Origin of the sequence: Aeromonas sp. s8 (assembly GCF_040907785.1) — a bacterium.
GTDB lineage: Bacteria > Pseudomonadota > Gammaproteobacteria > Enterobacterales > Aeromonadaceae > Aeromonas > Aeromonas veronii.
Genome location: NZ_JBFOCL010000048.1, coordinates 1 through 12,830 on the forward strand (window position 1 = coordinate 1; position 12,830 = coordinate 12,830).

10 protein-coding genes are annotated in these 12,830 nt (G+C 60.7%); all 10 read right to left on the reverse strand.

Going from position 1 to position 12,830, the window contains the following annotated elements:
- Positions 1-293, reverse strand: a 293-nt coding sequence (locus AB5Y86_RS17580; protein WP_368193620.1) for an HNH endonuclease, incomplete at its 3' end; no start/stop codon positions are given.
- Between the two features lie 233 nt (positions 294-526).
- The gene (locus tag AB5Y86_RS17585; protein WP_058059897.1) at positions 527-811 is read right to left on the reverse strand and encodes a DUF2845 domain-containing protein; all 285 of its coding nucleotides are present in this window, start codon (positions 809-811) and stop codon (positions 527-529) included.
- A 36-nt stretch (positions 812-847) separates the two neighbouring features.
- A complete protein-coding gene (locus tag AB5Y86_RS17590) occupies positions 848-1,072 on the reverse strand; it encodes a hypothetical protein (RefSeq protein WP_224967794.1) in 225 nt (74 codons plus the stop codon).
- On the reverse strand, positions 1,069-3,021 hold the full coding sequence (locus tag AB5Y86_RS17595) for a hypothetical protein (protein ID WP_224967795.1): 1,953 nt from the start codon (positions 3,019-3,021) through the stop codon (positions 1,069-1,071). Before AB5Y86_RS17595 ends, AB5Y86_RS17590 begins: the two co-directional genes overlap by 4 nt.
- A gap of 11 nt (positions 3,022-3,032) precedes the next feature.
- Positions 3,033-3,437: a hypothetical protein gene (locus AB5Y86_RS17600; RefSeq protein ID WP_368193622.1), complete on the reverse strand. Its 405-nt coding sequence runs from the start codon at positions 3,435-3,437 to the stop codon at positions 3,033-3,035.
- A gap of 2 nt (positions 3,438-3,439) precedes the next feature.
- Entirely contained in the window at positions 3,440-4,651 is a 1,212-nt protein-coding gene (locus AB5Y86_RS17605) for a hypothetical protein (RefSeq protein WP_368193623.1), read from the reverse strand.
- 3 nt (positions 4,652-4,654) lie between these two features.
- Complete coding sequence (locus AB5Y86_RS17610; RefSeq protein WP_224967801.1) at positions 4,655-5,854, reverse strand: hypothetical protein; 1,200 nt, start codon at positions 5,852-5,854, stop codon at positions 4,655-4,657.
- A gap of 83 nt (positions 5,855-5,937) precedes the next feature.
- Entirely contained in the window at positions 5,938-9,555 is a 3,618-nt protein-coding gene (locus tag AB5Y86_RS17615; RefSeq protein WP_368193625.1) for a curculin (mannose-binding) lectin protein, read from the reverse strand.
- Entirely contained in the window at positions 9,552-9,920 is a 369-nt protein-coding gene (locus tag AB5Y86_RS17620; RefSeq protein ID WP_224967806.1) for a hypothetical protein, read from the reverse strand. The genes AB5Y86_RS17615 and AB5Y86_RS17620 overlap by 4 nt, the downstream gene beginning before the upstream one ends.
- On the reverse strand, positions 9,917-12,778 hold the full coding sequence (locus AB5Y86_RS17625; RefSeq protein ID WP_368193628.1) for a tape measure protein: 2,862 nt from the start codon (positions 12,776-12,778) through the stop codon (positions 9,917-9,919). Before AB5Y86_RS17625 ends, AB5Y86_RS17620 begins: the two co-directional genes overlap by 4 nt.
- Between the last annotated feature and the right edge of the window lie 52 nt (positions 12,779-12,830).

A 12,830-nucleotide genomic window follows, 5' to 3' on the forward strand; every position in this document is an offset into this window, starting at 1 on the left:
CGTTTGCTCCGATTACAGTTGGCGTGTGCCAGTACGAAGTTGTGACCCAAATCGATTGGATAACGACGCCAGGGGATGAAATGGTCTACCTCACCACTCCCGTGTATCGCCTTGTTACAGTAAAAACAGGTTCCCCCCTGCAAGTCCCTCAATACCTCTCCTACTCGCCCCAGCGCCTGACGGCTTGAACCAAATAGAAAATTCTCCAACCCCACACTGGGGCCAATCAGTGGCTGATTACCCTTGATGTCGCAGATAAGCTGTAACCAATGCTGTCGGGAGAGGGAGACCACCAGATCGTAAAAGCGGTGGAGACAGTAGAGAATGCCGGGGTTAAGGCAGATATGATCCGCGCCCCTTTTGTAGCCCGCCGCGAAAAATGAAAAATGCTTTCGCTAAAAACGAAAACACGCCACAACGGTAGTTTTATCAAACTTGGTGAACCGGTTTCGCAGACTTTGATAAGAGGTATCAAGGCGTTAAACGAAGGTATTTAAATGGCCACATCGCGTGGCCATTGTCTTTCTCAGCGAGTGAGGTCTTCTATCTTGACCACCTTGCCGTTGATGATGGTCACGGCCTGGGGGATAGCGTTCGCGCCTTGCTGATACGTCCAGCGCTCCCCGATCTTGGGGGCATCCAGCAGGCGCTCGTCGATAATGTCCTCCTTCATCTGCGGCTGGCCGCAGCTCTTGAGCACATTGAACGATGAGTCGCCATCGCTGATCAAAGCGTTCTTGCAGCGCATGGCGCCTGCGTTGGCGGTCAGGGGCAGCAAGGCAACCAGGCCGAGTAACATCCAGTGTTTCATTTGTCCTCCATTAAAAACTCACTTGAGCCCTCCACTCTACACCTCCAGTTCAAAGGTGGGTAGATCAGGCGCCTCTCCTGCCAGCTCCCCTCCCCTGTAAAACGCCTTCTTACCGATGGCTACACCTGTGCCACGTACAGTGACCGTTCCACCCGCCAACGCGGTAAGAGTGGTGGTCGTGGTACCTACTGATGTCACGGTACCAACCAACAAGGGATCAGCGCCGGGTACCAGCTCTAAGAATCGCTTAAACAGGTTCATACAAATCGCTCCACACTCAGCTGCTGGCGCACCGTCATGGCCCGGTTCTGCAGCGCAGCAGAGACCCTGACGCCCCGGTTGTAACCCTTCCAGCCATCCACGGCGAGCAGCGCCCCCGGCAGGATCAAGCCGGTATCAGCTGACAACGGCAGTTCAATGGTCTGGGTACGCTTGGACATGGTCTTGGCCAGCCCCACCACACCCTGGGCACGGGCTGCCGTCACATCACACACCAACGGGTGGGTGATGGTCGGCGCTTGTTGCTCGCCAGCCGTCCCTTGGCGCACCACCCGCGCACTGATGCCCTGATGGCCTCCAGTCACCCAGATCCCGTTGGCGGCATGACCCGGCTGGAAGTCACTGCCCAGGGTGGTAATGATGGCGCGGGGGATCGCCACATCGGCCACAGCAGTATCAAGCTGCCATGGCACTGTGGGGTAACGCGGTTTGATGACCAGATGGCGGTTGCGCTGGTGTGGCAGCACAAAGCCACCGGCCGCCTCGGCCAGGTACCTGACCACCTCGATCGGAGTCTGGTTATCCAGGCTAAAGAATCCTGCAGGCACCAACCAGTCAGCCGCTTGCCAATCCAGCGTCCAACCCACCGGCAATACGGCAGCAGCCAGCTGGGCCATGGTCGCGGCAGCAGGCTCGCTTACCGCCTGCGCCAATACATGGGTCGGTGACAAGTAAGCGGTGCGAGAGCGTCCCGTCAGCGTTGCCGACTCGCGGCCAAAGCTCTGGCTCGATTGCCAGCCATCGCACACACAGTCCCATTGCTGACCGTTGATATGAATGCTGACCTCTTCCTCATCGGTCAGTGCAGCCGCCGCGATACGGGGGATCTGGGCGCTGAACTGCCACGCCCAGGAGTCGGTATCGAGCTCGATACTTACCGCCGTGGCAGGGATATCGAGCCCATCGCGTACCCGCACGATCTTCGCTGTATTGCTCACCAGATAAACCCTCCTGGTTGGAATAACGATTGCTGCATCACTGCCGTGCCAAACAAACTCCAGCTCGGCCTCGCCCCGCTTGCGCCCGAACTCCAGGCGCAGGGTGCGCTTGTCGGGGCGCTCCGGGATGATCGGCGGTTTCGGATCCGGGCTGGTGCCTGGCCCCGGCTGCATCGCCTCCTCCCAGCCATCGCGCCACCCCTTCCAGAGCGGCAGGCCAAGGCGCAAGCGGCGGCCATAGAGCAGCAGGCCAACGGCATCGCCCTGGCTCCACTGGTCGGCCTGCCACACCTTGTCAAAGCGCGGCGGGTTGCGATAACCGCCGACCTGCCACATACCGGCTTTGTCCCCCTCGACCCAGAGGGCGCGATTGACGGCATGGCCGGGGGCAAGGTGCTCGACCTGCTGGCCATGATCGTGACCGGTGGCCAGCCCCTCCTGGTACTGGCTGCTGGCCAGCTCATAGCGCTGGGGCATGATGGCGCTCTGCTCCACCTGCTCACTGCTGGCGGGTTCGGCCTCCTGCCAGCTGACGGCGCCAACGGTGCGGGTCAGCTCTGGCCGCTCCCAGGTACTATCTACCAGACTGCTGACCAGCCCAGCCCGCTCCCACTGGCTTTCCTGGGCGGCGCTCGGGCCACGGAATACGTTGATATCGTACTCCCCAGCCAGCACCGGCACCGGCTGCTGATTGCTGGCCGCCATACCGCACTCAATGACGAATGCGCCCACCATGGCGCAATCTGGGGCGGTGGTACTGGCGAGACTCCCCTCCAGCACCACGGCACAGCCCAGCGCGGCTATGGGGCGGGCTGTCTGGCTGGCCCAGCTGGCTGGCAGGGTCAGCAGGTCGGGGGAGACGGCCAGGCGCGGCGGCATGGAGGCGCCAACCAAGATCGCCTCATAGCGCACCACCTCGGCCTGGTTCAGCTCCAGCTGTCCGGTGGTACTGCGGGCCTTGCGTAGTTCTAAGCTCGCATCCTTTCTGGCCATATAGCCCCCGGTTACGGTTCGGTGATGGTGGCGTTATTGATGCGGATCAGCGCACCGGCAAAAAACTCGGTGGCCGGTATCTCCAGATCGGCGCCACTGCCTGGCACCCCCACATCGAGATCCGCCACAAAGGCGCCATCCCGGTCAACAATGCGCCCCCAGGTGGGGGCGCCGCTGGCGGTGGCCATCTGCTCGGCCAGGGGTTTCAGGGTCAGCACCCCGCCGCTGACCGTCTTGGCACAGGGGTGGCTGAACTTGAGCACCACCAGAGCCAGCTGGTCTGTGATGGCCGCCCCCGGCGCCGGTCTGGTGCCGGTGTAGATGGTCAGGGTAGCGCTGGTGCCGCTGCCGGTGTCGATGGCAGTCGCCAACTGCTGGGCTCGGCTGGTTCGCAGCGTGTCCACATAGGTGAGCATGGCTATTTCCTCTTGAGCGTGGCCAGCATGGGGAACGGCGCAGGGGCCACACCCCCGCCAGGCGGGTAGGGTTTCGGTGCCTGGTAGTCGGCGGCCACGGCGTTGTAGTCGGCGGGGCCAAAGGCGGGATCGTCCTGGGCGACCAGCATATAACGCTTGTTCAGCCACAGCAGATCGAACCGATAGACCCCATCCGATGCGCGGCTGTAGGTCTCGCCAACCAGTTCGCCATCCTGGGTAAAGCAGAGCACCCGGCGCCGCACCCCCACCCCGCTGATGGTCACCGTGCTTTCAATAAACCCCTGCTCCACGTTGCGCACCCCATCGCGCCACCAATAGTAATCCCGCCCCTTGCATAGCGGGGTCTGGGTCTGCTGCTGGAGGTTGACCGGCCCCGCATACATCGGCGGGGTGCCGCGCCAGGCCACATCTTGCGGCTGGAACTGGTTGCGGGGCTCTTGGTTGGCTGCCACTGCCGTCACGCTGACCGGCAGGAACATGGGGATGGCAATTTTAAACGATGCTCTTGCATCAATTTCTGATTTGGTTAATGGCCGGTTATATGTTGCCACATCGGCCACACAAGATACTCCTGATGTATTTTGTGTGTGATACCTCATTCCTAATACTAGATATGAGTTAGCCACTGGTATGAGTAGGTTGCCTGGCAAAACAAGTGGAGTTTTAACACCATCAATATAGACAACCGTTTCATTGGTGCCTTGCTCATACTGTATGACCAGGTGCATACCATCACCCGATAACTCCCTTAGAGGAAAAGGCATGTCGGCACTAATAAAACTACCCTGACCATTTTCACAATGTAATCTCAACAACCCTGGGATGGTGTTACCTGAATATACAAACAACCTTCCTAGCGAGCCGCCTATAGTGGCATTAAAGCAAAATGGGCATATATCAAAAACGGTTTCGCTATATTCACTTGGCCCGGCAAAATACAGCTCCATCGAAACCATTCCTGGCAGCGATGCCATCAGGACTCTGCCATGAATGGACGTATTGACAGCATTGGCTCCTGGGTTCGCTGACTGAAAGGTTGGCATCATGTCATTTGACAATATTTTCCCTTGATTAAATCCACCCACAATTGATAGATGTTTACCATTACCACTGTGGTCAACCCCGTCATTCCATAGTGGCCAATACGCCAACAGGCCAGCCGTGTTTTTAATGGTTTGATATAACGTTGCCATCGCTTACCTCCATGGGCCGGTAAGGTCAAAGCCCATCAGGCAAGTCTGCCCAGCGGTATAGTTACTTTCCTCATACCCAACCCGGACAAAACGCAACAACTTGCCTGGCATGGCGGGCAGGTCTTTAAAGTTCTTCCTGTCCCATGCAACTATGGTGGCAAACGGGCAAACCAAGCCAGGCAAGTACCCGCGCAGGTGGTTGCCACTCTCAATCACCATGGCGTGATCCTGGGTCATATAAAAGCCATTGTCCGGGGCGTTGGGGGTATTCAATCCGGTGCCGAATCGACCAAACAGACCTTTAATAAACCAGTTGGTAGCACCAAATAGTTGGTGATAGGGCCGGGCTATTGCCCGTTGACTGGCGTTGTCAAAATAGGGGAAAAAGTTGCCCCATGACGTATTGCCTCCAGATCCATTTTGCCAGTTTCGTCCAGCGTCATTGGCATTGGTGGTCGGATAGACGTTAATCACGGCATGATAGCGGTCGCCTGGCCGAACCGACCTTATATAGCCAAAGCTATACATAAACTGATAGTTCCCTGCCGCATAAGCAGGCATGAAGTAAAACAGCTGGCTATCGCCCACCAGATCCCAGCGCCGGTTGGAAAAGCGCCCGGTACAAGGCCAGCGCCACTCCCCAATAGTGGTGTAACTGTTGATATCCACCACATCCTCAACCATCGCCACCTTGGCCAGATAGTTGAAATAGGTTGCCCCCATCCACCCCGTAAACGCCGAATTGTCAATGCGCAAGCTGACATTGCCCGATTCGCTGACGTTGGTGGGGCGTACAATAAATACCTTGCCGTCACCGCTTTCGTGGGTGATCGTCCAGCCCAGCGGCGCCACCTTCATGGTCATGGCTGCGCCATTTCCAGGTGCGCCGGGGTCACCGGCATCCAGCTCAAACCACACTTGGTTAGTGCTGACCTGCATCACCCGATGCTCGCCGTTGTAGGCAGCAGGCGATACCCCATCGACCTGGATAACAGAATCTTGCTGATAGGCATGGCCGCCGCTAAAGGTGGCCACTGCCCACCCCTTGGCAGCATCAAACGACAGGGCGTTAATCGTCAGGGTGCCAAAGCCGGTGACCAGTACCGCCTTGAGCAGCGCAGCCAGGGCGCCATCTGCGGTATCGCCCAGACTCGGGGCGCCTTGCATTTCGCTTGCAAACCATTTGACCTTGTATTCAGCCATGTTGCCGTTCTCCATGGTGGGGCGCAGCTCTACAAAAGAGTGCCCCACAAAAAATAATGGGCGGGGCACGGTGCCCCACCCGGTTAGCGGTTGACGTTGCCGCGCAGTTGCAGCTCAAAGCGGTCGCTTTCGCTGGCCGCCACCGATTGCAGCACGGTACGAATGGCCCAGATCGGGAAATTGGCTGCCTTGGTGTTGAAGCGCAGCACGTTGCCACTCGCCCAGCCCGCGCCCCAACCGCGCTTGTCCAGCCGAAAATAGGGCTGGCCGTTGTTGGGGTTGATGGGGGCAAAGTCGGTATTCACATCCCCCAGCGCAATCTGGCCCACATGCTCCCCGACCAGCACAAAGCTGGTACTGGTCTGGAAGATGATGGCCCAGCGCTCCTCCAGGGTGGCGCGGTTGGTGACCACGATGGGGAAATCGGTGTCGTTGTACTGCGCCGTGCTCTGGTCGCCGTCTACAAAGTCCTGCCATTTGTTCGTCCAGGTGCGCTGGTCAAACAGGTTGGTGTAACGCGCCCACAAGTCGCCCATGATCAGCGCTGACGACACCAGGGTGTCAGCAGCGTCATAGGCGTGAGACAGTGGGCGGGCCAGCACCAGGCGGCCAGAGATCTCCACATCGGTGACCAGGCTCATATCCTCAATCCGGTGAACCACCGCCAGCGGCTCCACATAGCCGGTCAGGTTCAACGGGGTGGCCAAGGTGACCACGCCGCTATCCAGATTGGCGCTGTAGAGCGCAGGATCGAGCCGCTTGCCGTTCTTGTCCTCCACATGGCAGTAAGCCAGCCGCTGGCGCCCAGTGTTGAACTGCTGGCCCGCCGTCACCCCCATCGGGTAGGCACCGCGCTTGGTGCTATGCACCACCACGATGTTGCCCTTGCGGATAAACGGCACCCGGCCATCAGACGGCAGCCGCACCGGATCCAGCCCGATAATGTCGGCATCGAGCGGCAGATAGCTGAACACCACGCAGTTGAAGCGGATGGAGTCGGCCACCACGCTGATCGGCTTCCAAATCTTGCCATCCTCCCCCACCTGTTCAGCGTCATACCATGGCTGGGTCTCGTTGCCCGCCGCCGTGACCTTGCGGCCAAAACGCACGTTAACGATGCCGGTCTGGTAGTTCACCTTGCCATCCATGTCGGTGGTGGTGAAAAACCCGTCCCCGTCTGCCGTGGCCTCGATACGGCGCCCGCTGGCGGTGTTGGCGCTGATGTAGAGGCTGCCCGGTGCCAAGGGGGCGCCAGGGGTGCGGAACGTCACCGCATCCACTGACTGGGCACTGAATGAAGTGGCCAGACTCTGGAGCGATGGCTGAGCCGGTTGCCCGGCTGCCCAGTCGGCCAGCACCGCCAACCCGTTGGAGTAGTCGATGGTGCCCGCCTGGATGCCTGCCCCGGTTGAGGGATCCGGGTCGCGGTAGAGCAGCCCTTGCCGGTCAACGTAGGTAGAGCCGCCCAGGGTGAAGCGCATCGACCCCTCCAGAATCGCCTCGGCAAAGCCGGGGGTAACGTCTATGCGCAGCGCCTGGGCGGTCAGGGTGGCATTCTGGGCCTCGGCGCTGTTGTTGTTGCGGTAGGTCACATCCACCCACCCCTGTTCCCCGTCAGGGAAGGTGTAAGCGGTGTTGTGGTACTCGATACCGGTCATCGTCCAGCGCTGCACCGCGATCTGGTTGTTGCCTTCCCAGCGGGTGCCCACGGTCACCCAGGCATATTTCGGCTTGGGCAGGGGGCTGGAGCCATCCGGCATAAAGTGCAGGGTTCCCGCGCCGTAGTCGATGGCCCCCAGCACCACACCGCTGGCATCGATCAGCTTGCCCAGCCCGTCATCGCGCAAGGTGATGATGGGATCGCGGGTCTGGATCACCAGCTCCTGATCGTCCACATCGAACTTGTGATAGAGGGCGTTGAACTTGACCCGCACCGATCCCGGTGTGAGGTTGTGGGCGCCGCCGCCGTCCTTGCCGTCCAGGGTGATGGAGAGGTGCCCCACCTGGCCGGGGGTATTGAGGCGCCCCGGTTCGATATGGCGCTCGGTCACCGGCTCACCGTACTGGTACTGGGCGGCGTACTCCTGACCCAGTGCGGGCAAGGTAACGTGCTCCAGATCGATGATCCCTTCGGCATAGTTGATGATGCCGGTGATATCGCCGCTTATCTTGCCGTCCCCCGCCACATCGGTGGCCCGCTTGCCATCGCCCCAGGTGAGGATCACGCTCTTGGGGGTGATCCCCTTGTGGGGGAGCTGCCAGGCGCTTTTGCCGATGCTGATGGCCTGCCCGCTGCGGTTGGTGTAGTTCACAGGGGTGGCCCAGCTGAACATGATGGAGGTATCCACATCCGGCAGGGCGCCCAGGGTCAGCATCACCGAACCGGTGGCCAGGTTGATGGTGCCAGAGCCATAAGAGCGGTCGATGCCCAGCAGCTCCCCGCGCCCGTTGTCTTTCAGGTCATACCATTTGCCTTGCGCCATAAAGCTGACGGTAGTGGTGCCCGGAGCAGGGGTTGGATGCAGGGTGATGGTGTAGGCATAGCCCCGGTTGTTGGCCTTGACCTCGATCCGCGCCGTGTCAGCGATACGGGCAGGGCGGGCCGCTGGCCAGAAAGAGACCGTCTTGCTCTGGGTGCCGTAGTTCGGGCACTGGGCGTTGAACTCCAGTTGGCCACGGCCATAGTCGATGGAGCCGACCACCGACCCGGCAACAACCAGCTCGCCCCCCTTGTCGGTGATGGTGGCCGCGCCGATGGTGATGGTCACCGTGCCAGGCTTGGCACCGCTGCCCAGGAACAGGCCACGGCTCGGGGCGATCACGGCGGCGGTGGTGATGCTCACCAGCCCCCGGCCAGAATCTACCAGGCTGGCCAGCTCACCGGCAGCGGTCAGATCCACCGCTGGGGTCTCGCTGCGGGCAGCAGGCACCAGCTGGGTAAAGATGGTCTTGGCCCGTACCTGCATCGAGCCAAAGGCGGCATCTTCCACCATCCGGGTAGATGCAAAGTAATTGGCCGCATCCGCCACCACGGTTTCACGCAGGGCGGTCTTGGGGTTGGTCACCACATCATAGGGGGTCGGCTGTTCCCCCTCGAAGGTGAAGCGCAGCGGATCCGCCAGGGTGCAGGTGACCACGTTGCGGGTGAACTCGGGCAGACCTTGCACCTGGAACTTGGTCAGCTTCTGGGTTACCTCCAGCACCCGCACATACTGCTCGAACTCCCCGGCCTTGTTCTCGTTACCGACCAGCACCAAGGTTTCGCCCACCTCCGGCAAGCGGGCCTCAACCCGCTGGAAGAAGCGGATCGCCCGCTGCCCTTCCAGTTGGGTATCGTAGAGAAAACCCTGCCACTTGGGGCCACGCGCCAGATAGCGCTCCACCACATCGCGGGCGTTGTTGCGGGTGTCGTGGTGGTCTTTGGTGGTCATCAGGGCAAGGCCCACGTTCGGATCGTAGGGCGGCAGCAGCACGGCGGCATTGGCGCCATAGTAGGTGTCGGTGTCGTCCGTCTGCACCGCCAGAAATACCTTGCGCAGGTTCACCACCCCATAGGCCCGATCCAGATCGCTGATATCGGGAAACATTGAGTTATGTTCGCCGCTGACGATCTCCTTGCCGGTGATGCGCCCGCCACCGTCCTCGGTGTCCGTCATCCGCTGGCTGGCCATCAGCTTGATATCGCCAGATAGAATGGTCATGGGGTTACCTCAGTCAGATTCAGGGTCAGGGTGTAGGGGTGATCACCGTCTGGGTCAGCCAACTCGTACAAGGGCGTGGCTACCACACCAGGGCGGCGCCACACTACGGTTCGGGTCACGCCATCGAGCAGGGTCAACGTCATCAGCTGGGCCACCTGCGCCTCCAGCACCTTGAGCTCCTGCACCTTGGCGCGGGAGCAATGCCCGCTCAGGGTCAGCGGCTGCCCCTCCGGCTTGGCGGTCTCCTCCACCAACAGGGCGCCGCTCAGGGTCGGGGTCACCACTTGTTCGACCGGCGCCCACTCGAACTCGTCGCGCCAGACCAGATCATCTGGTAGCAGCACGCTGTTTAAGGTCACGTTCATTGCCGCAGTCCTTGCTGTTTAAGAATGTTGATAAAGGCGTTGGCATTGGCCTCATCGGCCTGCAGTTCGGCCGAACCTCCCGCTCCTTTGAGCTCGATGGTGATCCGCTCGGACAAGGGCCTGCGCGTCCCAGGGTAGTTGGGGCCTGGTGCTTGCGGCTCTACAGTTGTGACTGGTGGCTGGGTGGCGGCCTGGTTGGTTTTGGCATTCTCTTTGGCCAACGCTTTGTTGAGCTCTTCCTTGAGTCGAGCCCGCATGGCCTCCATCTCCTTTTGGAACTTCTCGCCGTAATACTTGCTCCACTCGCTGTAGGCCGGAATGTCCTTGACCTTCTGGCTATAGCGGGCCAGCTCATCCTCAACACCAGCCAAGGTATTGGCCAGCCCCTCGGCATTGCCGCGCAGGCCATTGAGATCCACGGTTTTGTAGTAGAAAGATCCCGCCCCTACAGTGCGAGTCACATCGCCACGGCCAGTGCTGGAAAGCGCCGAAGAGCTGCCACCGGCACTGGCGACAGCGGCGCTAGTGGCATCAGCCTGAGCTTTCACATCAGCCAACCCTGCCTTCATGGTGGCCGTTGCACTCGATGCGTCTTGGGCCGCTTTGCTAAAGCCATCACCAATTGCCGCTACGGCATTTTTCGCATCACCACTTTCCCCTTTCACCTTGGCCATGGCATCGGCGGCGATGGCCATGGAGCGAGCCTGCGCATCCCCAGTGATTTTGCCCTGGGCGGCCAGCTGCTTCTGACGCTCGATCACCGCATCGATCTCTGCGGTGGTCTTGGCGCTGTTGTAGGCGGCGGCCAGCGCCTCCTCGATGGCGGTACTACTGGCCCCCGTGTGCGCCACCAATACATCCAGGGCGCCGATGGTCTTCTGAAATCCCTCACCGATACGGCCATTGGCCTGCTCGAAATCAAGGCCGAGCACCTTAAACGCCTCAGCCAGTTTGGCCGGGCCATCAGCTGCGGTTTGCTTAGCCACCGCATTGATCTCGGCCAGATAATCACGGGTACTCTCGGCCTCATCACCCAGCGCTTTAACGGCTGCGGCGCCTTGTCGCCAGCTTCCGGTGGCCTCGTCGTAATGCACCTTGCCCTCAGCCACCAAGCGATCGAGATCTGCCATGCTGGTGATGGCATAGCCCAGCTCCGTTGACAGGGTGGCAAACTGACCGTTGAGGCGGGCTTGAGTCTCGGAGCGCAGTGCCTGAGCCTCCCGGAGCGCCAGCTCAGCCTGCACCAACTGGCGCAAGGCAGAGGCGAACTGGGTGATCTGGATGATGGACTCGACTGCCACGGCAGCCAGCAACCCCTTGACGGCCAAGCCCAAGGCCCTAACACCTATCGAGGCAGCCGCCGCTGCAGTCCCGGCAGTGGTCATGCCGCCTGCTGCTGTCGCTGTCGCCACCGGCATGGCGATAAACTGGGCATAAAGACCGCGCAGCTCGCCGATCCAGCTGGCAATTTTTAATCCCCACCAAGCCTGGGCCAACACGGTCAGCACGGTGCGCCACTCATAGAGGGTCTGGATCAGCGACTTGAGGGTTTCCCCCATGGAGATAAAGCCATCGGATAGGCGCTGCGCCCACTCCTGCAAGCGACCATCCTTGGCCATCCTGTCGAATTCAGCGTTAAGGTTGGCCAGCTGGTTTTTGAGCCAGGCCAGCGCCCCACTCTCGGCCACCATCCGGTAAAACTTGGCGAGGTTGTCCTGGGCATTGGAGATAAGCCCGGAAAGCAGACTCATGTTGTCGGCAGCCGCCCCGCGCGATTGGGTGGCAATCTCATTCATCAGGGCAGAGATGGTCTCGCGGCCCAGCTTGCCTGCCTCAGAGAGCTTCTGTAGCTCGGCAGTATTCTTGCCAGTCACCTGCTCCAGCATCTGCCAGACCGGCACGCCCCGCTCAATCAGCTGCAGGATCTCCTCCCCCTGCAGCTTCTGCTTGGCCCAAGCTTGGCCGAGCGCCAGGGAGATGCCCTGCACCTCTTCAAAACCGCCGCCCAACTTGAACGCTTGATCGACAATGCCCTGCATGGCCCCCGCCATGGGGTCGATGCCGAACGCTTTGAGCCGCACGAATACCTGGGTGACTTCACTGAGCTGCAGGGGGGTATTCTTGGCAAAGTCCTGGATCCAGGCTGACGCCTCTTTGCCACCGGCAATCGACCCCATCACTGCCTTGAGCTGCACATCGAGGCGCTCGGCCTGATCGCCAGTCTGGAACATGGCCATCAGTTGGCTGGTGAGGGTCTGGATACCGAACCAGGTACCGGCCATGGCCACTAGGCGGCCGGTCAGACTGCCGATGGCCCCTTGAAAACCACCGGCATGCTGCCCACCCCGGCTAAGCTCGCGCCCCAGCCGTTCGGTCTGGGCAACACTCTTGGTCAGCTCACGCTGCAGGCGCTGCTGTTCCTGGGCAAGATTCTTGGTGTCGAGCCCAGACTGCTTGAGCCCTGCGTGGAGGCGGGTATGACTGGCGGATTGAGCGACCAGCTGGCGCTCCAGCTGCTTGACCTCGGAAGTCAGCAACCGCTCTTGTTCGGCCAGCGCCTTGGCGTCACCGCTGCCTGCCTGCTGCTCGCGGCGCAACTGCTCCAGCTTGTCCCGGCTGAGCACTGTCGCCAGTTCGAGCTGGGTCAGGGCGGCCTTTGAGTCATTGAACTGCTGGATCAGCGCCTGCTGGCGGCTTAACGATTCGAGGCTCTCGGCCAACTGCGCCGTTTCGGCGGCCGTCTCGTCTGAGATAGGGCCCAGCTCCTGCACCTCACTCGCCAACGCGGCCAGATCTTCCCGACCGGTGACCTTGGCCGCCAGCTCCAGGGCAAGTTTGAGGGTGGTAGAGGTGGACATGGGGCATTCCGATCAGATTCAGATATGCCCTATGGTAACGAATAGGGAGTGA